19 protein-coding genes and 1 pseudogene are annotated in these 20,564 nt (G+C 72.6%); 7 read left to right on the forward strand and 13 right to left on the reverse strand.

The genetic code is table 11. The features are described from left to right. Nucleotides 1–98: 98 nt before the first annotated feature. From hisF to hisD, 8 genes are read right to left on the reverse strand one after another with little or no spacing between them, the layout of a single operon-like run. On the reverse strand, nucleotides 99–854 hold the full coding sequence (gene hisF, locus ACFWJB_RS25715) for an imidazole glycerol phosphate synthase subunit HisF (RefSeq protein ID WP_385467709.1): 756 nt from the start codon (nucleotides 852–854) through the stop codon (nucleotides 99–101). A gap of 25 nt (nucleotides 855–879) precedes the next feature. After that, nucleotides 880–1,275 carry a RidA family protein gene (locus ACFWJB_RS25720; protein ID WP_385467713.1) on the reverse strand — a complete coding sequence of 132 codons (396 nt, stop codon included), beginning with the start codon at nucleotides 1,273–1,275 and terminating at the stop codon, nucleotides 880–882. Continuing rightward, a complete protein-coding gene (gene priA / locus ACFWJB_RS25725; RefSeq protein ID WP_385467716.1) occupies nucleotides 1,272–1,997 on the reverse strand; it encodes a bifunctional 1-(5-phosphoribosyl)-5-((5-phosphoribosylamino)methylideneamino)imidazole-4-carboxamide isomerase/phosphoribosylanthranilate isomerase PriA in 726 nt (241 codons plus the stop codon). Before priA ends, ACFWJB_RS25720 begins: the two co-directional genes overlap by 4 nt. A 2-nt stretch (nucleotides 1,998–1,999) precedes the next feature. Further along, a complete protein-coding gene (gene hisH, locus ACFWJB_RS25730; protein WP_385467719.1) occupies nucleotides 2,000–2,644 on the reverse strand; it encodes an imidazole glycerol phosphate synthase subunit HisH in 645 nt (214 codons plus the stop codon). Further along, complete coding sequence (locus tag ACFWJB_RS25735; protein ID WP_385467722.1) at nucleotides 2,641–2,805, reverse strand: hypothetical protein; 165 nt, start codon at nucleotides 2,803–2,805, stop codon at nucleotides 2,641–2,643. Before ACFWJB_RS25735 ends, hisH begins: the two co-directional genes overlap by 4 nt. Next, complete coding sequence (gene hisB / locus ACFWJB_RS25740; protein WP_386925117.1) at nucleotides 2,802–3,395, reverse strand: imidazoleglycerol-phosphate dehydratase HisB; 594 nt, start codon at nucleotides 3,393–3,395, stop codon at nucleotides 2,802–2,804. The genes ACFWJB_RS25735 and hisB overlap by 4 nt, the downstream gene beginning before the upstream one ends. Continuing rightward, nucleotides 3,392–4,504, reverse strand: a complete 1,113-nt coding sequence (locus ACFWJB_RS25745; RefSeq protein ID WP_385467727.1) for a histidinol-phosphate transaminase — start codon at nucleotides 4,502–4,504, stop codon at nucleotides 3,392–3,394. Before ACFWJB_RS25745 ends, hisB begins: the two co-directional genes overlap by 4 nt. Beyond that, nucleotides 4,501–5,853 carry a histidinol dehydrogenase gene (gene hisD, locus ACFWJB_RS25750; RefSeq protein ID WP_385467730.1) on the reverse strand — a complete coding sequence of 451 codons (1,353 nt, stop codon included), beginning with the start codon at nucleotides 5,851–5,853 and terminating at the stop codon, nucleotides 4,501–4,503. Before hisD ends, ACFWJB_RS25745 begins: the two co-directional genes overlap by 4 nt. Nucleotides 5,854–6,052: 199 nt before the next feature. Here hisD and ACFWJB_RS25755 point away from each other — a divergent pair, with 199 nt between their 5' ends. The 4 genes and pseudogenes from ACFWJB_RS25755 (at nucleotide 6,053) to ybaK (ending at nucleotide 10,148) form a co-directional block, all read left to right on the forward strand. Beyond that, on the forward strand, nucleotides 6,053–7,630 hold the full coding sequence (locus ACFWJB_RS25755) for an oxidoreductase (RefSeq protein WP_385467733.1): 1,578 nt from the start codon (nucleotides 6,053–6,055) through the stop codon (nucleotides 7,628–7,630). A 212-nt stretch (nucleotides 7,631–7,842) separates the two neighbouring features. After that, a pseudogene (locus ACFWJB_RS25760) lies at nucleotides 7,843–8,882 on the forward strand (hypothetical protein). An 11-nt stretch (nucleotides 8,883–8,893) separates the two neighbouring features. Next, the gene (locus tag ACFWJB_RS25765) at nucleotides 8,894–9,634 is read left to right on the forward strand and encodes an LON peptidase substrate-binding domain-containing protein (RefSeq protein WP_385467736.1); all 741 of its coding nucleotides are present in this window, start codon (nucleotides 8,894–8,896) and stop codon (nucleotides 9,632–9,634) included. Between the two features lie 13 nt (nucleotides 9,635–9,647). Beyond that, nucleotides 9,648–10,148, forward strand: a complete 501-nt coding sequence (ybaK, locus tag ACFWJB_RS25770; RefSeq protein ID WP_385467740.1) for a Cys-tRNA(Pro) deacylase — start codon at nucleotides 9,648–9,650, stop codon at nucleotides 10,146–10,148. A 79-nt stretch (nucleotides 10,149–10,227) separates the two neighbouring features. Here ybaK and ACFWJB_RS25775 read toward each other — a convergent pair whose 3' ends face one another. From ACFWJB_RS25775 to ACFWJB_RS25790, 4 genes are all read right to left on the reverse strand, one after another. Continuing rightward, nucleotides 10,228–10,926, reverse strand: a complete 699-nt coding sequence (locus ACFWJB_RS25775; RefSeq protein ID WP_386925121.1) for an AAA family ATPase — start codon at nucleotides 10,924–10,926, stop codon at nucleotides 10,228–10,230. Between the two features lie 34 nt (nucleotides 10,927–10,960). After that, nucleotides 10,961–11,776, reverse strand: a complete 816-nt coding sequence (locus ACFWJB_RS25780) for an ABC transporter permease (RefSeq protein ID WP_385467746.1) — start codon at nucleotides 11,774–11,776, stop codon at nucleotides 10,961–10,963. 119 nt (nucleotides 11,777–11,895) lie between these two features. Beyond that, nucleotides 11,896–12,870, reverse strand: a complete 975-nt coding sequence (locus tag ACFWJB_RS25785; RefSeq protein ID WP_386925132.1) for an ABC transporter ATP-binding protein — start codon at nucleotides 12,868–12,870, stop codon at nucleotides 11,896–11,898. 120 nt (nucleotides 12,871–12,990) lie between these two features. After that, nucleotides 12,991–14,205 carry an NYN domain-containing protein gene (locus tag ACFWJB_RS25790; RefSeq protein WP_385467749.1) on the reverse strand — a complete coding sequence of 405 codons (1,215 nt, stop codon included), beginning with the start codon at nucleotides 14,203–14,205 and terminating at the stop codon, nucleotides 12,991–12,993. 225 nt (nucleotides 14,206–14,430) lie between these two features. Here ACFWJB_RS25790 and ACFWJB_RS25795 point away from each other — a divergent pair, with 225 nt between their 5' ends. Further along, complete coding sequence (locus tag ACFWJB_RS25795; RefSeq protein ID WP_385467752.1) at nucleotides 14,431–14,595, forward strand: hypothetical protein; 165 nt, start codon at nucleotides 14,431–14,433, stop codon at nucleotides 14,593–14,595. An 84-nt stretch (nucleotides 14,596–14,679) separates the two neighbouring features. Here ACFWJB_RS25795 and dnaE read toward each other — a convergent pair whose 3' ends face one another. Further along, nucleotides 14,680–18,219, reverse strand: a complete 3,540-nt coding sequence (dnaE, locus tag ACFWJB_RS25800; RefSeq protein ID WP_385467755.1) for a DNA polymerase III subunit alpha — start codon at nucleotides 18,217–18,219, stop codon at nucleotides 14,680–14,682. A 235-nt stretch (nucleotides 18,220–18,454) separates the two neighbouring features. Between dnaE and ACFWJB_RS25805 the strand changes: the two genes are divergently transcribed. Further along, on the forward strand, nucleotides 18,455–19,816 hold the full coding sequence (locus ACFWJB_RS25805; RefSeq protein WP_386925124.1) for a DUF2252 domain-containing protein: 1,362 nt from the start codon (nucleotides 18,455–18,457) through the stop codon (nucleotides 19,814–19,816). A 69-nt stretch (nucleotides 19,817–19,885) separates the two neighbouring features. Next, nucleotides 19,886–20,563 (forward strand): hypothetical protein, encoded by a 678-nt coding sequence (locus ACFWJB_RS25810; RefSeq protein ID WP_386925126.1) that lies wholly within the window; start codon nucleotides 19,886–19,888, stop codon nucleotides 20,561–20,563. The last annotated feature ends 1 nt before the right edge of the window (nucleotide 20,564 follow it).

The raw sequence follows: 20,564 nt of genomic DNA on the forward strand, positions 1-20,564 counted from the left end.
GGAACGACGACCTGTGCCCGTGCGGCGTTCGCGGGCCCCTCTGGTGCGGGCGCGGGAAAGCCCCGGCCGTGCGGCGGCCGGGGCTGACGGGCGGGGTGCTAGCGGACGGGGTGGCCGGCCTCCCGCAGCGTGTCCTTCACCTCGCCGATCCGCAGGTCGCCGAAGTGGAAGACGGACGCCGCGAGCACCGCGTCGGCGCCCGCCGCGACGGCGGGCGGGAAGTCGGCGAGGCGTCCGGCACCGCCGGAGGCGATCACCGGGACGGTGACGTGCTTGCGGACCGCCGCGATCATCTCCAGGTCGTAGCCGTCCTTCGTGCCGTCCGCGTCCATCGAGTTGAGCAGGATCTCCCCCGCGCCCAGCTCGGCGGCCCGGTGCGCCCACTCGACCGCGTCGATGCCGGTGCCGCGCCGGCCGCCGTGGGTCGTCACCTCGAAGGTGCCCGCCTCGGTGCGGCGCGCGTCCACCGACAGCACGAGGACCTGGCGGCCGAAGCGCTCGGCGATCTCGCGGATCAGGTCGGGGCGGGCGATGGCGGCGGTGTTGACGCCGACCTTGTCCGCGCCGGCCCGCAGCAGTTTGTCGACGTCCTCGGCGGTGCGTACGCCGCCGCCCACGGTCAGCGGGATGAACACCTGCTCGGCGGTGCGGCGCACCACGTCGTAGGTCGTCTCGCGGTTGCCCGACGAGGCGGTGATGTCCAGGAACGTCAGCTCGTCGGCGCCCTCGGCGTCGTACACCTTGGCCATCTCGACGGGGTCGCCCGCGTCGCGCAGGTTCTGGAAGTTGACGCCCTTGACGACCCGGCCGTTGTCCACGTCCAGGCAGGGGATGACTCGGACCGCCAGGGTCATGAATCCACGGCTCCTTCGATGCCTCTTACTGCTCTCTGAATGCTTCCAGCTCCACCGACACCAGGACCCGGGAGTCGACGAAGCCCTCCACGACCAGCACGGTCGTGGCCGGGCGCACGGAGGCGAACAGCTCCTTGTGGGCCCGGCCAGCGGCGTCGACGTCCCGCGAGTGGGCGAGGTACACCCGGGTGCGGATCACGGACTCGATGCCCAGTCCGAACTCGCCGATCGCCTCGAGGGCGGTGGCGAAGGCCACCCTGGTCTGTTCGTAGGGGTCGCCCTCGCCGTACAGCACGTCGCCCTTGAAGGCGGTCGTGCCCGCCACGACGACACGGTCGCCCGCCGCGACGGCCCGTGCGAAACCGAAGGACTCTTCCCAGGGACTTCCGCTCTGCACGCGCCGTACGGCTTCGGACGTCATGTCGCCACTGCCTCCAGGGCCTCTTCGAGGGTGAACGCCTTCGCGTAGAGGGCCTTCCCTACGATGGCGCCCTCGACACCGGACGGGACGAGACCGGCGATGGCGCGCAGGTCGTCCAGGGAGGACACGCCGCCGGAGGCCACGACCGGGCGGTCGGTGGCCGCGCAGACGTTCCTCAGGAGCTCCAGGTTGGGGCCCTGGAGGGTGCCGTCCTTGGCGATGTCGGTGACGACGTACCGGGCGCAGCCCTCCTTGTCGAGGCGGGCCAGCGTCTCGTAGAGGTCGCCGCCGTCGCGGGTCCAGCCGCGGCCGCGCAGCGTGGTGCCCCGGACGTCGAGACCGACCGCGATCCTGTCGCCGTGCTCGGCGATGACCTTGGCGACCCACTCGGGGGTCTCCAGGGCGGCGGTGCCCAGGTTGACGCGGGTGCAGCCGGTGGCGAGCGCGGCGGCGAGGGTGCTGTCGTCGCGGATGCCGCCGGAGAGCTCGACCTTGATGTCCATGGCCTTCGCGACCTCGGCGATCAGCTCGCGGTTGTCCCCGGTGCCGAACGCGGCGTCCAGGTCGACCAGGTGCAGCCACTCGGCGCCGGAGCGCTGCCAGGCGAGGGCGGCCTCCAGCGGGGAGCCGTAGGAGGTCTCGGAACCGGACTCGCCGTGCACGAGGCGGACGGCCTGTCCGTCGCGGACGTCGACGGCGGGGAGGAGTTCGAGCTTGCTCATCTCTACAGGGTCTCGATCCAGTTGGTGAGGAGCTGGGCTCCGGCGTCGCCGGACTTCTCGGGGTGGAACTGGGTGGCCCACAGGGCGCCGTTCTCGACGGCCGCCACGAAGGGCTTGCCGTGGGTGGACCAGGTGACCCTGGGCGCGGCGATCAGCGGGTTGTGCGACTCCAGCGACCAGTCGTGGACGGCGTAGGAGTGCACGAAGTAGAAGCGGGCGTCCGCGTCCAGGCCGGCGAAGAGCTGGGAGTCGGCGGGTGCCTCGACCGTGTTCCAGCCCATGTGGGGCACGACGTCGGCCTGCACGGGGCCGACCGTGCCGGGCCACTCGTCCAGGCCCTCGGCCTCGACGCCGTGCTCGATGCCGCGCGTGAAGAGGATCTGCATGCCGACGCAGATGCCCATGACGGGGCGCCCGCCGGACAGCCGGCGGTCCACGATCCAGTCGCCGCGGGCGGCCCGCAGGCCCTCCATGCAGGCGGCGAAGGCGCCGACGCCGGGGACGAGCAGCCCGTCCGCGTTCATCGCCTTGTCGAAGTCACGGGTGATCTCGACGTCGGCGCCCGCGCGCGCGAGGGCGCGCTCGGCGGAGCGGACGTTGCCGAAGCCGTAGTCGAAGACGACGACCCGCTTGGCGGGAGCGGTCAATTCCACACCTCCAGCCTCATGACGCCCGCGACGAGGCACATCGCGGCGCCGACGGACAGCAGGACGATGAGCTGCGTGGGCATCTTCTGCTTGACGAAGGAGATGATGCCGCCGACCAGGATCAGGCCGACGAAGATCAGCGCGGTCGAGGACCCGTTCACAGTGCGCCCTTCGTGGAGGGGAGGATGCCGGCCGCGCGCGCGTCGCGCTCGGAGGCGTAGCGCAGGGCCCGGGCGAGCGCCTTGAACTGGCACTCCACGATGTGGTGCGCGTTGCGCCCGTAGGGGACGTGCACGTGCAGCGCGATCTGCGCCTGCGCGACGAAGGACTCCAGGATGTGCCGGGTCATCGTGGTGTCGTACTCGCCGATCATCGGCGCCATCTTCTCGGGCTCGGTGTGCACGAGGTAGGGGCGGCCGGACAGGTCCACGGTGACCTGGGCGAGGGACTCGTCCAGCGGGACCGTGCAGTTGCCGAAACGGTAGATGCCCACCTTGTCGCCGAGGGCCTGCCTGAAGGCGGCGCCCAGGGCGAGCGCGGTGTCCTCGATGGTGTGGTGGGAGTCGATGTGCAGGTCGCCGTCGGTCTTCACGGTCAGGTCGAACAGACCGTGCCGGCCGAGCTGGTCGAGCATGTGGTCGTAGAAACCGACGCCGGTGGCGATGTCGGTCCTGCCGGTGCCGTCGAGGTCGATCTCGACGAGGACCGACGTCTCCTTGGTGGTGCGCTCCACGCGCCCGACGCGGCTCATCCGCTCTGCTCCTGTTCCTTGAGATCGCGTACCGCAGCGAGGAACGCGTCGTTCTCCTCCGGGGTGCCGGCGGTGACCCGCAGCCACCCCGGTACACCGTTGTCCCGGACCAGGACGCCCCGGTCGAGGATCTTCCGCCAGGTGGCGTGCGCGTCCGCGAACCGCCCGAACTGGACGAAGTTCGCGTCGGACTCGGTCACCGCGTAGCCGGTCGCGCGCAGTTCGGTGACGAGCCGGTCCCGCTCGGCCTTCAGCTGCTCGACGTACTTCAGCAGCGTGTCCGTGTGCTCCAGGGCGGCCAGCGCGGTCGCCTGGGTCACGGCCGAGAGGTGGTACGGCAGTCGGACGAGCTGCACGGCGTCCACGACGGCCGGGTGCGCGGCGAGGTAGCCGAGGCGCAGGCCCGCCGCGCCGAACGCCTTCGACATCGTGCGGGAGATCACGAGGTGCGGCCGTCCGTCGAGCAGCGGCAGCAGCGAGGCGCCGTGGCTGAACTCGACGTAGGCCTCGTCCACGACCACCATGGTCGGCTTCACCGCCTGCGCGGCCTCGTACAGGGCGAGGACCGTCTCGGCCGGGACCGCGTTGCCGGTGGGGTTGTTGGGGGTCGTGATGAACACGACGTCCGGGCGGTGCTCGGCGACGGCCTTCTCGGCGGCCGTCACGTCGATGGTGAAGTCGTCGCGGCGCGGCCCGGAGATCCAGCCCGTGCCGGTGCCGCGGGCGATGAGCCCGTGCATCGAGTACGACGGCTCGAAGCCGATCGCCGTGCGGCCGGGTCCGCCGAAGGTCTGCAGCAGCTGCTGGATGACCTCGTTGGAACCGTTGGCCGCCCAGACGTTGCTCACGTCGAGGGGGTGTCCGGAGGTCCGCGTCAGGTAGTCGGCCAGCCCGGTGCGCAGCTCGACCGCGTCCCGGTCGGGGTAGCGGTTGAGGTGGCGGGCGGCCTCGCGGACCCGCTCGGTGATCCGCTCGACCAGCTCCTCGGGCAGCGGGTAGGGGTTCTCGTTGGTGTTCAGCCGTACGGGCACGTCCAGCTGGGGGGCGCCGTAGGGGGACTTGCCGCGCAGCTCGTCCCGTACGGGGAGATCGTCGATTCCGAACGTCACTTGCTCTCGGGGACCTTCCACTCACTGTGCCCGTTCTGCTCGCCTCCGGCGAAACGCGCCTTGATCGCCGCGCCGTGCGCGGGCAGGTCCTCCGCCTCCGCCAGCGTCACCACGTGGTGCGCGACCTCGGCCAGCGCGTCCCGCGTGTAGTCGACGACGTGGATGCCGCGCAGGAAGGACTGGACCGACAGGCCCGAGGAGTGGCAGGCGCAGCCACCGGTGGGCAGGACGTGGTTGGAGCCGGCCGCGTAGTCGCCGAGGGAGACGGGCGCCCAGGGGCCGACGAAGACGGCGCCGGCGTTCCGCACGCGATCGGCGACGGCAGCGGCGTCGGCGGTCTGGATCTCCAGGTGCTCGGCGCCGTACGCGTCGACCACCCGCAGGCCCTCGTCGATGCCGTCGACCAGCACGATCGCGGACTGGCGGCCCTTGAGCGCGGGGACGATCCGGTCGTCGACGTGCTTGGTGGCCGCGACCTGCGGCTCCAGCTCCCGCTCGACCGCGTCGGCCAGCTCCGGGGAGTCGGTGACGAGGACGGCGGCCGCCAGTGGGTCGTGCTCGGCCTGGCTGATCAGGTCGGCGGCGACGTGCACCGGGTCGGCCGTGGCGTCCGCGAGGACCGCGATCTCGGTCGGGCCGGCCTCGGCGTCGATGCCGATCCGGCCGGTGAAGTACCGCTTGGCGGCGGCGACCCAGATGTTGCCGGGGCCGGTGACCATGTTGGCGGGCGGGCAGGACTCGGTGCCGTACGCGAACATCGCGACGGCGGTGGCGCCGCCGGCCGCGTACACCTCGTCGACGCCGAGCAGGGCGCAGGCGGCGAGGATCGTCGGGTGGGGCAGCCCGCCGAACTCGGCCTGGGGAGGCGAGGCGAGCGCGATCGACCCGACGCCGGCCTCCTGCGCGGGCACGACGTTCATGACCACGGACGACGGATAGACGGAGCGGCCACCGGGCGCGTACAGACCGACCCGGTCGACCGGCACCCACTTCTCGGTGACCGTGCCACCGGGCACCACCTGGGTGGTGTGGGTCGTACGGCGCTGCGCGCGGTGGACGAGCCGGGCGCGGCGGACGGACTCCTCGAGGGCCGCGCGCACGGCCGGGTCGAGCTCCTCGAGCGCGCGCGTGAGCGCGGCGGCCGGGACCCGCACCTGGTCGAGCCGGACGCCGTCGAACTGCTCGGCGAAGTCGATCAGCGCCGCGTCGCCACGATGATGCACGGCCTCGCAGATCGGACGCACCTTCTCCAGGGCGGCCGAGACGTCGAAGTCGGCTCGGGGCAGCAGGTCGCGCAGGGCGGGGCCCTCGGGGAGGGCGTCGCCGCGCAGATCGATTCGGGAGATCACGGAACCAATTCTCTCAGACCCGCGTCGGAGCCCGTTCGCGCGTATCAATGGCTGATACAGAAAGCGACCGCTCGTCACGGCCGGCCGCGGAACCGGCAGATCATCCTCACTTTGAGTGTTCAGGGCATCACCCAGCGGGCATGAACGGTTGTACGAAGCGTGTGTGACCCGCGAGTAGCCGGGGAGGGAGTGAAGCGACATGACCGGAGGGGACGGCCGCCGTGACGGAGAGCTGCCGGACGACCTGACCGCCGCCGAGGCGGGCATGTGGCAGGCCTTCCGCAACGGCAGCGTGTACGACCTCAGCAGCGGGGACGCGCTCGTCGACGATCCGCACGGCGGGCAGCCCTGGGGCCCCGAGCGGACCGTGCGGGCCCGCATCGTGTGCTGGCTGCTCCTCGACGGCCCGCCGGCGCTCGCGGGCCGCGTGTCCTCGCTGCAGCTCGTGGGGGTGCGGATCAGCGACCGGATGGACCTGGCGGGCGGCACGGTGGTGCCGTACGTCGAGCTGCGGGGCTGCCGCTTCGATCGGGAGGTCCTGCTGCCCGAGACCCGCTTCACGACCCTGCGGCTGGTGGACTGCTCCGTGCCGCGGCTGGAGGCGGCCCGGCTGCACACCGAGGGCGACCTGCACCTGCCGCGCTGCCGGATCCCGGGCGGGATCCGGCTCACCGACGCCCAGATAGGCACCGACCTGCTGCTGAGCCAGGCCGTCGTGCACCGGGACCGCAGCGGCCGTTCCATCGCCGCGGACGGCATGACCGTCGGCCAGGACCTGCAGGCCGAGATGCTGGAGTCGTACGGCGAGGTGAGCCTGCGCAGCGCCCAGGTCGGGGTCTCGCTGAGCCTGCGCGGCGCCCGGCTGCTCAACCCGTACACGCGGCACGCGCTGAACGCCCCGCGGCTGGCGGTGGAGCGCACCCTGTACCTGACGCCGGCGGGCCTGGGCAGCCCGATGGTGCCGGGCACCACTCCGGCGCAGGGGACGCGGATCCAGCGGTTCGAGTGCGAGGGCGGGGTGCGGCTGGACGACGGGCGGTTCGGCGACGCCGTCGACTTCGAGCACGCCCGGTTCACCTTCACCGACGACCAGGAGCTGTCGCTGCGCCGGGTGCAGACGCCCGAGCTGCGGTTCCTCGGGGAGCGGCCGGCGCGGGGGCGGGTGGTGCTGTCGGGGGCCCGGGTGGTCAACCTGATGGACCGGGCGGCCAGCTGGCCCGGCCCCGGCCGGCTGCAGATGGGCGGCTTCTCCTACGAGAACCTGGTGCCGCGGGGGCCGTTCCCGCTGGAGAAGCGGCTGCGGTGGGTGGGCGCCGCGACCGCCGAGTACCACCCGGAGCCGTACGAGCGCCTCGCCGCCGTGCTGCGGGCCGGCGGCGAGGACGAGGACGCCCGCGAGGTGCTGCTCGCCAAGCACCGCCGGCGCCGCGAGAGCCTGCCGCTCGCCGCGAAGCTGGTGGGGTACGCGCAGGACTGGACGGTGGCCTACGGCTACCGGCCGGGACGGGCCGCGGTGTGGATGGCGGTGCTGTGGGCGGCGGGCTCGTTCGCCTTCTCGCGCACCGACCATCCGCCGCTGAAGAGCGGCGAGCATCCCGACTGGAACCCGGCCCTGTTCGCCCTCGACCTGCTGCTGCCGGTCATCGACCTGGGCCAGGTGGGCTACTGGCAGCTGCGCGGCGGCTGGCAGTGGCTGGCGACGGCGATGATCCTGCTCGGCTGGATCCTCGCCACGACGGTCGCGGCCGGCGCGACCCGACTGCTGCGCCGCCACTGACCCCGCCGCCCCCGCCCCGCCCCGCCCCGCCCACGGGGCCACGCCACGGACAGGGCGGGCGCGGCAGGACCACAGCAGCCACCCGCGCACGACGGCGTCATCCGGACAGGTGGACACGGCGTGTGGTCCGGGTGGGTGAACCCGCGGGCCGAAGGCGAAGCCGGGGCCGCCCGGCGCACAACCATCGCGCACCGTGGGCCGTCGTACTGGCCATGCTGCGCGCGTTCCTCCGTACGTCGCGGCCCGCCGCCGCACCGACCGACGACGACGGGGCCGACGTGCTCCTCGACGCCCCCGACCACCGCCTCGCCCCCGCCCTGGTCGCCGCGGCCCGCGGCGAGTACGGGCCCGCGGCCGGTCTGCTCGCCGGCACCCGGAAGAACGCGGAGTGGGAGCACCGCGACCGCTACGCGACCCGCCTGGCCGCCTTCGCCCGCTCCCGCTCCGAATGGCTCGAGCGCTGGCACGGCGCCGCCCCGGACGACCCCGGTGCCCTGCTGGTCCGGGCGCGGCTGGCCGTGGACCGCTGCTGGGACTCACCGGCCCGCGCCGAACTCCTGCCTCAAGTGGGCCCGGCGGTCACGGCGGCCACCGACGACGGCGGGCCCGACCCGGTGCCGTGGCACGTCGCGCTGGACGCCGCCCGGGGCGCGCACGCGGGCCACGCCGAGTTCGAACGGCTGTGGGAGCAGGCGGTCCGCCGCTCCCCGCACCACTACGGCTGCCACGTCGCCGCCCTGGAGTACCTGGCGGCCACCTCGCCCCGCGCCCACCGCGAGTGCCTCGACTTCGCCGAGACGGCCGCGCAGGACGCCCCCGAGGACGCACTCGTACGGGCGCTGCCGCTGCGGGCGGTCTTCGCCTGCCTGGTGGCCCCCGGCGGCGCGGCACGGGCACCCGGACACGACCCCGTGCCCGGCGTGGGCCGGGCCCGGCTCGACGAAGCGGCCGACCGCGCGATCGCCCTCTCGGCCGCGCACCCCGCCGCGGACCCCTGGCCGGCGGAGCTGCGCAACCTGCTGGCGTACGTCCTGGTGCGCCTGGAGCGCACGCGGGACGCGGCGGAACAGCTGCGGCTGACCGGCCCGTACGTCACGTCCTTCCCGTGGGACCGGGACGCGGACGACCCGCTCGGCCGCTTCCTCCAGGTGCGCGGAAACCTCCGCGCGGCGGTGCGGTCACGGCGGTGACGGCGGGTTCGCGCCATCCACGAAGTGGGCACGGCGGTCGCGTCCGCCCCGGCGCCCATTAGGCTTCTGCGTCGTGACCACCGTCCGGCTCCCCCTCTTCCCCCTGAACACGGTGCTGTTCCCGGGGCTGGTGCTCCCGCTCAACGTCTTCGAGGAGCGCTATCGCGCCATGATGCGCGAGTTGCTGAAGACCTCCGAGGAAGAACCGCGCCGGTTCGCCGTCGTGGCGATCCGCGACGGTTACGAGGTCGCGCCCAGCGCCCCCGGCATGCCCGACCCGACGGCCGCGCCCGAGCGCGGGCCCGCGGCCGGCTTCGGCACCGACCCGGCCAGGGCCTTCCACAAGGTGGCCTGCATCGCGGACGCCGCCACGATCCGGGAGCGGGCCGACGGCACCTTCGAGGTTCTGGCGACCGGGACGAACCGGGTGCGCGTGCTGTCGGTGGACGCCTCGGGACCGTTCCTGACGGCCGAACTCGAGCCGCTGTCCGAGGAGCCCGGAGACGAGGCGGGAGCGCTGGCCGAGGGCGTGCTGCGGTCGTTCCGCCAGTACCAGAAGCGGCTGGCGGGGGCCCGCGAGCGCTCCCTGGCGACGGGCGCGGACCTGCCGGACGAACCGGGTGTGGTCTCGTACCTGGTCGCCGCCGCGATGATGCTGGACACGCCGACCAAGCAGCGGCTGCTCCAGGCACCGGACACCGCGTCCCGGCTGCGCGACGAGCTGAAGCTCCTTCGCACCGAGACCGCGATCATCCGTACGCTGCCGTCCCTGCCGGCGTCCGACCTGACGCGCGGCCCGACGAGTTTCAACTGAGGTACTGGCCCGGATGGCGAAGAAGTCGAAGAAGCAGCAGCCGGGGGGAACGCCCGCGACGGTGGCCCTCACGGCGGCCGGGGTGACGTACACGGTCCACGCCTACGACCACGACCCGGCCCATCCGTCCTACGGCGAGGAGGCCGCCGAGGCGATGGGGGTGGCGCCGGAGCGCGTCTTCAAGACGCTGGTGGCGGACGTCGACGGCGCGCTGACGGTCGCGGTGGTCCCGGTGGCGGGCCAGCTGGACCTGAAGGCGCTGGCGTCCGCGGTCGGCGGCAAGCGGGCGGCGATGGCCGACCCGGCCCTGGCGGAGCGCACCACGGGCTACGTGCGGGGCGGCATCTCCCCCCTCGGCCAGCGCAAGCGGCTCCCGACGGTCCTGGACGCGTCCGCCTCCGGCCACGCCACGATCTGCGTGTCGGCGGGCCGCCGCGGCCTGGAGGTCGAGCTGGCACCCGCCGACCTGGCGAAGCTGACGGCCGCGGTCCTCGCCCCCATCGGCCGCGCCTGACCGGTCGGGGGACGTCGCGTCCGGCCGTCGTGCCGGGCATCACGCCCGGCGCCCGGCACGGCGGCACGGGACAGGGGCCCTACGCGGACTTGCCGCCGTGGGACCCCTGCGGGTACTGCGGCGGGTACGGCTGCTGGGCGTACGGGTCGGGGTCCCGGGGGCCGAACAGGCCCGTCAGCCCGAGGTGCACCGCGAGCGCGGCGAACGGCCAGGCCAGCCACGCCCCCTTCGCGCCCAGCTTCAGCGGCGCCGGGAAGGTCGTGCCCCTGCCCACCTCCCGCGCGTGGGCGATCACGTCCTGTCCGGGGCCCAGCCACACCCCGACCTTCCAGGCCAGCAGCGAGCCGAGGAAGGCACCGACGCCCAGCGCCACCACCAGCGGCACGCCCCCGCGCCGCCGCAGCAGGAAGACGACCAGCGCGCTGAGCACGCCGAACCCCAGCGCGAGCAGCGTGAACGTACCGTCGACGCCGATCGCCTGCTCGCCCTCGGAGTCCTTCAGGTAGACCACCCAGTTGCCGTCCACCAGGTCACCGACCAGCGGCACGCTCGGTGCCAGCCACCACCACAGCACGCCCAGCAGGGCGCCGGAGAGGGCCACCGCCACCAGGGTCACGGCTGCCTGCCGCACTTCGGTCAGCATCCCGGGGCCGTCCTGTTCGCCGTGGTGGTCGTACGCGGTGCCCACCGCATGCGCGCCCACGGGCGGAGGCACCGGCCCGTCCGGGGACGACGAGTGCTCGTTCGGCGGCGGAGGGGGAGTCAGAGGTGCGGTCACCCCGCCATCGTGCCAAACGCGGCTGTGCGCCGCGTCACCGGACGGCGGCCCGGCGGTACGCCCAGGTGGCGACGGCCAGCGAGATCACACCGACCGACGCGCACACCGCGAGGTCGCCGAGGACGAAGGCCCAGTCGGGATGCGGCCCGAAGGTGCGCGCGAAGGCCTCCACGCCGTACGTCGAGGGCAGCAGGTCGCGGGCCAGCCGGACCGCCTCCGGCATCCGCTCGGCGGGCAGCACGCCCAGCAGCAGCGCCGCCGACATGCCGAGCTGGCCCAGCAGGGTGGCGAGCTCCGGCCGGGGCGCGAGCAGGCCCAACGCCGCGCCCAGCCCGGCGAGCGCGGCGCCCGCCAGCGGGATGACGGCCACCAGCACCCACAGGTGCGTCATCGGCAGCCCGAACAGCAGGCACCCGACCACCGCCGTCACCACGGTCCCGGGCACGGTGAAGGACGCGTACGCGCCCGCCGCGCCCAGCACCACCGCGGCCGGCGGCACCGGCAGCGTCGCGTAGTGGTCGAGGCCGCCGCTCGCGCGCAGCTGGCCGAAGTACTGGGCCAGGAGGTTCAGCGCGACGAAGGCCACGACGAGCACCGCCGACCCGGCGACCACGGCCTGCGCCTCGCCGCCGCCGTCCACGACGCCACGCATGAGGATCATGATGCCGACCGACTGGAACGTGGCCACGAACAGCAGCGGGATCCGCGCGACCCGCGCCCGGGACAGCTGCGCCCGGTACACGGCCGCCAGGGAGGGCCACAGCCGCGCCCGGGGCCCGAGCGGTGCCGTGCCCCGCTCCTCGGGGGCCACGGCACCGTCGGGCAGGACTTCGGCGGGTACGACACTCACGTCGCGCTGCTCCCCTTCACCACTCGTCGCTGAGCCAGTCTGCACTTAGCCGGTCCTCACGCAGGCGCTCGCCCCGTCCGGTACGGAGGCGGCGGCGCGCGGTCCCGTCGCTCGCGGGTTCACGTCCTGACCAGCCCCTGCCGTGCGGCGCCGCCCAGCGCCAGGTACACGTCCTCCAGGCTGGGCGTGGCCAGGGTGAAGTCGTCCAGCGCGGCGAACGCGGCCCCGCCGGTGACGGTGGCGACGACCGTGCGGGCCTCCTCCGGGGCGAGCCGCAGCGTCCAGCGGCGTCCGGACTCGGCGGCCCGGTCCCGCAGCGCGGCGACCTCGGGCACGCCCAGCGGTGCGCTCTCCCGCCACACCAGGTCGACGCGGACCTCGCCGGCCACCTGCTCCTTGAGCCCGGCCGGGGTGTCGCAGGCGATCACGCGGCCGCGGTCGAGGACGGCGACCCGGTCGAGGACGGTCTCGGCCTCGATGACGTTGTGGGTGACGAGCAGCACGGTCGTGCCGCGCTCGGCCCGCCGGCGGTCGACGGCGGCCCAGACCGCGCGCCGTGCCACCGGGTCCATGCCGGTGGTCGGCTCGTCCAGGACGAGCAGCGGGCGCTCCCCCACCAGGGCGGCGGCGAAGCAGGCCAGGCGCCGCTGGCCGCCGGAGAGCTTCTTGAGCGGGCGCGAGGCGATGGGGGTCAGGCCCAGTTCGTCGAGGACGGCGTCCCGTTCGGCGCGCGCGTCGGCGGCGTCCAGGCCGCGCAGCCGCCCGGTGGTCTCGGCGGCGAGGGAGACGGTCAGCTCGTCCAGGGCGCTGGACTCCTGACCGAGGTAGGCGAGGATGCGCGCCGCCCGCTCGGGGTGGCGCACGATGTCGTGGCCGAGGATCTCCACGCTGCCGCCGTCGGGCCGCATCAGCCCGGTGAGCTGGCGGACCAGGGTGGACTTGCCCGCGCCGTTCGGCCCGAGCAGCCCGAAGATCTCACCGCGGCGGATCTCCAGCGTCACGTCGTCGGTGGCCCGGACCTCGGGGGCGGCGGGAACGCCGCGCCGGCCGCGTACCGCCGCATAGGTCTTGGTCAGTCCGCGCGCCACGCACACGGCATCGCCACCGGGTCGAAGTGCCTGGGGCGCGCGCGTGTTCACAAAGGACGAGAGTACGTGGTCGTGAACCCCGCCTCGTCCCGGGGTCCGCCCATAAGCATCAATTCGGCCAGGGCGTCACTCCCCGGCGGGAGCACGCTCGGTGGCGGTCCGCACGTCGACCTCCCGCCAGAACCCGGCCCTGATCGCGTACCGGTCGTGCTCGTCGATCTGGTCGTCCTTGTGGGCCAGCAGCCCGAAGCGCGCGGCGTACCGCAGCAGCTCCCCGTCGACCCGGTGCGGGATGCGGGGGTACATGCCCGACAGCTTCTGCAGGTGGCCGTGGTCACCGAGGCGTTCCACCCAGCGGCGGGCGAAGACCTGCCCGACCTCGTAGGGGTCGCCGCCGACCGTGGTGATGTCCTCCTCGCGGTCGGCCCAGCGCTGCTCGGCCGTGGTGAGCTGGGCCAGGGTCGGCAGGGAGACGGCCTCGGCCTGCTCGGCGGCGGGCCGGTCGACCCAGCCCTTGTCGGAGGACCAGCGCAGGGTGGCGGTCGGCGGGTGGGCGGCGGGCTGGGCGCCGGGGGCGCGAAGGGCGGCCAGGTCCTTGGGGGTGGGCACGCCCCGGGCCGGCGCCGGGCGCTCCTCGGTGCCGTTGCGCGCGGCGGAGTCCGCCGTGGGGTGCTCCGGCTCCGGGGCGGGCCGTTCGGCCGCGGCGGACAGGGCGGACTCGGGCAGCGGCGCGGACAGGATCGCGGCGATCTCGGGCCGGGGCACGGGGGGCGGGGCGCAGATGCCGCCGACCTCCTTGGCCCGCACCGCCTTGGTGATCCAGGCACGGTCCAGCACGCGGCGCTCGTCGGCCTCGGCGACCAGGTCCTCGGACTGGTTGTAGTCGCCGTCGGCGGCCTGCACGGCCCACAGGTGGACGGCGACGCCGTGCTCCTTGGCGGCCATCATGCCGGGCAGCAGGTCACCGTCGCCGGTCACCAGGACGACGTCGGAACAGGCCCGGTTGCGGGCCAGCTCCGTCAGCTCGGCGTGCATGGCCGCGTCCACGCCCTTCTGCGCCCAGCGGCCGTCACTGCGCGTGAGGGCTCCGAGTCGCACGGTGACCCGGGGCATCACGCGCAGCCGGCGGTGCTCGGGCTGCGGGACGCGGTCGGGGGCGCCGTCGAACCAGTAGATGCGCAGCAGGGGCTGCTGCGTGTCGGACTCGGCGCGGTCGCGCAACCCCTGGACGAGGGCGGCGTGGTCGACGGTGATGCGCGAGCGCGAGGGCTCCCCGGCGAGGAGACTTGCGGCCGCCCCCAGCAGGTACCCGGCGTCCACCAGGACGATGCAGCGGTCCACGCGGTCCACCCTCTTTCCGGGAGGTTTGCTTCGGGCTTCCTTCGAGTCTGCCCGACGGCGCGGAGGTTAACGGCCCGAACTCGATCTTCGGCGTGGCGTTTCGGCGGCCCGCCGCCCGTCGAGCCGCGTCACGCACGGTAATTACCCGATATGCGTTCTTTTTCAGCCTATGTGAATCTGATGCGGAACCTGGCCCGACAGATCCCCCTCAGGAGGTAGATCACCATGGCCAAGAACAAGAACAACCGTGAACGTAAGCAGTCCCAGTCCGCCCGTGCCCCGCAGACCGCCGAGGCGGCCGTGCTGGACCGCGAGGAGCAGCACGCCCCGCAGATGCCGTCCGGCGACCTGGCCTCCCGCAAGCGGCAGAAGCGCTTCGGCCACAACTGACGTCCGGCGCACGGGCCGTTGCGCCCGCCGTGACCCGAAGGGGCGCACCCGGTACCGGGTGCGCCCCTTCGCCGCTCTCCTCGGTCAGCCCGCCAGGCAGGACGGGCCGAGCAGCACCTTCAGGTCGCCGAACAGCGCCGGGTCGGGCTTCACCCGGTGCCGGTCCAGGCGCAGCACCGTGGTCTTCGTCGGCCCCTGGAGCTTGATCCGCACCTCGCTGTCGCCCCGGTGGTGCGTGAGGATCTCCCCGAGGCGGCTGACCATGGGCGGCGTGACCCGGGTCGCCGGGATGGTGAGGACCACGGGCGCGTTGGCGCCCGCGTTGGACAGGTCCGGGATCATCAGCTCCATCGCGACCAGCCGCGGCACGTCCTCCCGCTTGTCGAGGCGGCCCTTGACGAACACCACGGCGTCCTCGACGAGTTGGGTGGACACCAGCTGGTAGGTCGCGGGGAAGAACATGCACTCGATGGAGCCGGCCAGGTCCTCGACGGTGGCGATGGCCCAGGCGTTGCCCTGCTTGGTCATCTTGCGCTGGAGACCGGAGATGATGCCGCCGATGGTGACGACCGCCCCGTCGCCGAAGTCGCCGCCGGTGAGCTGGGAGATGCCCGCGTCGGCCTTGTCGGACAGCACGTGCTCCAGGCCGAAGAGCGGGTGGTCGGAGACGTACAGACCGAGCATCTCCCGCTCCTGGGCGAGCAGATAGGTCTTGTCCCACTCCTCGTCGCCGAAGGTGACGTCGAGTCCGAAGCCGGGTTCGTCGCTCTGCTCCTCGCCCATGCCGCCGAAGAGGTCGAACTGGCCCTCGGCCTCCTTGCGCTTGACCGCGACGACGTTGTCGATCATCGGTTCGTACTGCGCGGTGAGGCCCTTGCGGGTGTGCCCCATCTCGTCGAAGGCGCCGGCCTTGATCAGCGACTCCGTCGTCCGCTTGTTGCAGACGACCGCCTCCACCTTGTCCAGGTAGTCGGGGAAGGACACGTACTTCCCCTTGGCCTTGCGGCACCTGATGATCGATTCCACGACGTTGGTGCCGACGTTGCGCACGGCGGAGAGGCCGAAGAGGATCACGTCGTCGCCCTGCGCGGCGAAGTTCGACATCGACTCGTTGACGTTGGGCGGCAGCACCTTGATGCCCATCCGCCGGCACTCGTTCAGATAGACGGCCGACTTGTCCTTGTCGTCCTTGACCGAGGTGAGCAGCGCGGCCATGTACTCGGCCGGGTAGTTCGCCTTCAGGTATCCGGTCCAGTACGAGACCAGTCCGTACGCGGCCGAGTGCGCCTTGTTGAAGGCGTAGCCGGCGAAGGGGACCAGCACGTCCCACAGTGCCTGGATCGCCTCGTCGCTGTAGCCGTTCTTCCTGGCGCCGGCCTGGAAGAGGACGAAGTTCTTCGCCAGCTCGTCGGGCTTCTTCTTGCCCATCACGCGGCGCAGGATGTCGGCCTCGCCGAGCGAGTAGCCCGCGATGATCTGGGCGGCCTTCTGCACCTGCTCCTGGTAGACGATCAGGCCGTAGGTGACCGACAGGACCTCCTGGAGGGGTTCCTCCAGCTCCTTGTGGATCGGCGTGATCTCCTGGAGGCCGTTCTTGCGCAGCGCGTAGTTGGTGTGCGAGTCCATGCCCATGGGGCCGGGCCGGTACAGCGCGGAGACGGCGGAGATGTCCTCGAAGTTGTCGGGCTTCATCAGCCGCAGCAGGGAGCGCATCGGGCCGCCGTCGAACTGGAACACGCCAAGGGTGTCGCCGCGCTGGAGCAGTTCGAAGGTCTTGGGATCGTCCAGCGGCAGCGACAGCAGGTCGAGCTCGACGCCCTTGTTGGACTTCACCATCTTGACGGCGTCGTCCATGATCGTGAGGTTGCGCAGGCCGAGGAAGTCCATCTTCAGCAGGCCGAGCGACTCGCACTGCGGGTAGTCCCACTGCGTGATGGTCACGCCGTCGGTGTGCCGCACCCAGATGGGGGCGTGGTCGACGATGGGCTCGCTGGACATGATCACGCCGGCGGCGTGCACGCCCATCTGCCGGACCAGGCCCTCGACGCCCTTGGCGGTGTCGATGACCTTCTTCACGTCCGGCTCGTTCTCGTACATCGAGCGGATCTCGCCGGCCTCGCTGTACCGCGGGTGCGTCGGGTCCGTGATGCCGTTGAGGTCGATGCCCTTGCCGAGGACGTCGGCGGGCATGGCCTTGGTGAGCCGGTCGCCCATCGCGTACGGGTAGCCCAGCACGCGCGCGGAGTCCTTGATGGCGTTCTTCGCCTTGATCTTGCCGTAGGTGCCGATCATGGCGACCTTGTCGGCGCCGTACTTCTCCGTCACGTACCGGATCACCTCGACGCGCCGGCGCTCGTCGAAGTCGATGTCGACGTCGGGCATGGAGACGCGCTCGGGGTTGAGGAACCGCTCGAAGATCAGGCCGTGCGGGATCGGGTCGAGGTCGGTGATGCCCATCGCGTACGCCACGATCGAGCCGGCCGCGGAGCCTCGGCCGGGGCCGACGGCGATGCCCTGGTTCTTGGCCCACATGATGAAGTCGGCGACCACGAGGAAGTAGCCCGGGAACCCCATCTGGATGATGACGTCCATCTCGTACTCGGCCTGCTTCTGGCGGTCCTCGGGCACGCCGCCGGGGAAGCGGCGCTCCATGCCGCGGCGGACCTCCTCCTGGAACCAGGTGATCTCGGTGTAGCCCTCGGGGATGTCGAACTTCGGCATGAGGTCGCGCTTCTCGAACATGCCGTCGGTGTCGATCATCTCCGCGACCAGGAGCGTGTTGGCGCAGCCCTCCTGCCAGGCGTCCGAGGAGTCGATGGCGTACATCTCGTCCGTGGACTTCAGGTAGTAGCCGGTGCCGTCGAAGCGGAAGCGGTCCGGGTCGGAGAGGTTCTTGCCGGTCTGGATGCACAGCAGGGCGTCGTGGGCGGTCGCCTCGTGCGCGTAGGTGTAGTGCGAGTCGTTCGTCACCAGCGGCGGGATGCCGAGCTTCCTGCCGATCTCGAGCAGGCCGTCGCGGACCCGGTGCTCGATGTCGATGCCGTGGTCCATCAGCTCCAGGAAGTAGCGGTCCTTGCCGAAGATGTCCTGGTAGTCGGCGGCGGCCTTGAGGGCCTCGTCGAAGTGGCCGAGGCGCAGCCGGGTCTGCACCTCGCCGGAGGGGCAGCCGGTGGAGGCGACGATCCCCTCGGACCACTGGGAGATGGTCTCCTTGTCCATCCGGGGCCACTTCTGCAGCCAGCCCTCGGCGTACGCGTCGGAGGAGAGGCGGAAGAGGTTGTGCAGCCCCGTCTTGTTCGTCGCCCACATCGTCTTGTGGGTGTAGCCGCCGGAACCGGAGACGTCGTCCCGCTTCTGGTGCGGCTGGCCCCACTGGATCTTGCGCTTGTTGCGGCGCGACTCGGGGGCGACATAGGCCTCGATGCCGATGATCGGGGTGATTCCGGCCTTCTTCGCGGAGTGGAAGAAGTCGTACGCCCCGTGCAGGTTGCCGTGGTCGGACATGGCGATGTGCGTCATGCCCATCTCGTTGCACGCGTCGAACATGTCCTTCAGCCGCGCGGCACCGTCCAGCAGCGAGTACTGGGTGTGGACGTGCAGGTGCGTGAACGGCGGCTTGGACACGTGCGGCCTCCTGGGAAAACAATGGGCGACGGGCTGCGGTCAGTCCGGGGGGTCAGCGTCGAAGTCTATGCCCCGGGACTGACACTCCGGGGCTCCGGCCGCGTACCTTCGTGCGGGGCCCCGCGCGTCGGGCCGGCCCCGGCCGCGGGCACTCCCGCGTGCCCTCGAACGTTGGTCCGAGTGGAGTTTTCCGCTCCGCCCGCCACGCACCACCCGTACCAGGAGGCACCCAGCGATGTCGGTTTCGCAGCTCAGCGACGAGCACCGCGGCGAGGAGATCCTCGCCGTCTTCGACACCGCGTTCGGCGAGCTCCTGGCCGCCGACCCGGCCGCGTTCCGGGTGAAGTTCCGCAAGATGGCGGCCTCGGCCTTCGCCTTCTACCGGGGCACGGCGTGCCTCTTCTACCACGACCTGGACGCGGAGAGCGGCGGAGGGAACGCGGCGCGGGACGGCGGGAGGACGTACAGCGGCCCGTACCTGGACGAGCGGACCTCCCGGGTGTGGATCCACGGCGACCTGCACGCGGAGAACTTCGGCACGTACATGGACTCCACCGGCCGCCTGATCTTCAACGTCAACGACTTCGACGAGGCCTACGTCGGCCCCTTCACCTGGGACCTCAAGCGCTTCGCGGCCTCCGTCGCGCTGATCGGGTACGCGAAGGCGCTCGGCGACGAGCAGATCACCGAGCTGGTGCGGGTGTACGCGGGCGCCTACCGCGAGCGGATCCACTCGCTGGCCACGGGCGCCAAGAGCGACGAGGTACCGCCGTTCACGCTGGACACCGCGGAGGGCCCGCTGCTGGGCGCGCTGCGCCTCGCCCGTTCGCTGACCCGGTTCGGGCTGCTGGAGTCGATGACGGAGATCCGCGACTTCGAGCGCCGCTTCGCCGCCGGCGGCGGCTCCGTCGAGCTGGACGCGGCCACGCGGTACAAGGTGCTGGCCGCCTTCGACGGCTATCTGGAGACGCTCCCTGAGTCGTCGCTGACCCGCCCGGACTCCTACCGCGTGAAGGACGTCGTCGGCCGCCGGGGCATCGGCATCGGCTCCGCCGGTCTGCCGTCGTACAACATCCTCCTCGAGGGCAACAGCGACGCCCTGGAGAACGACGTCGTGATCTACGTCAAGCAGGCCCAGACCCCGGCGGTCTCCCGGCACGTCACCGACCAGGCGATCCGGGACTACTTCCAGCACGAGGGCCACCGCACGGTGATCTCCCAGCGCGCCCTCCAGGCGCACGCCGACCCGTGGCTCGGCTGGACCGAGCTGGACGGCGCCGGACAGCTGGTCGCCGAGGTCTCGCCGTACGCGGTCGACCTGGACTGGGGCGACATCGACGACCCCGAGGAGATCGCCGAGGTCGTCGCCGACCTGGGCCGGGCCACGGCCGCGATGCACGCGGCGGCGGACGACCAGTCCGGGGAGTCCCTGGTGCCGTTCTCCACCGAGCGGGCCATCGACGCGGCGATCGCGGCCGACGAGGAGGGCTTCGCGCCCCTGCTGGTCGACTTCGCCCACACCTACGGGGCACGCGCCCGCGCCGACCACCAGACCTTCGTCGACCTCTTCCGCAACGGCCGGATCCCGGGTCTGTGACCGCCGCACTCCTCACAGGGACCCTTTAGGGGGCTCTTACCGGCCCCCATGACAGACTCTTCTCTCGCTATGGACATATCCGGAACCCCGCTCAGAGCCGTGCGCGCGGCGCTGTTCACGGCCCTCGTCGTGACGCTCAGCACCGCGTCGCACGTGCTGCTGTCCGGGGTGCCGCTGCCGCTGCCCACGGTGGCCGCCGTCGCGGCCGCCGTCTTCCTGATCGCGTACGCCCTGGCCGGGCGGCGCGAGCGCGGCTTCGGGCGGATCGCCGCCCTGCTGATCCCGCTGGAGCTGGCCGCGGACACGGTCTTCACCACGGGCCAGCACGTCTGCTACGGCAGGGCGGGCGGCCCCGTCGCCGGCCCCCTGCGCTCCGTGGGCTTCGACGTGCTGTGCGGCGACGGCATGGGCGTCCAGGCGGGTGTCGCCGCCCCGCTGACCCGGGTCACCGGCGCCGACGGCGACCGGCTGGCGGCCACCCTGGCCCACGCCGACCCCGCGACCGCCTGGCTGCTGCTGGGCGCGCACGTGGGCGTCGGCCTGATCGCGGCGGCCTGGCTGCGGCGCGGCGAGCGCGCGCTGGCCCAGCTGCTGAGCGCGGTGACGGCGACGACCTTCCGGCCCCTGCTGCTCGCCGTCGCGGCCGTGACCGTCCGGCGGGCACCGGCGGGGGGGCGGGCCCCCCCCCCGGGGGGGCGGCCCCCCCCCGCCCCCCCCGCGCGCGACCCACACAACCGGCGAGGATGAA

It is taken from the genome of Streptomyces sp. NPDC127100, assembly GCF_042724095.1.
Lineage (GTDB): Bacteria > Actinomycetota > Actinomycetes > Streptomycetales > Streptomycetaceae > Streptomyces.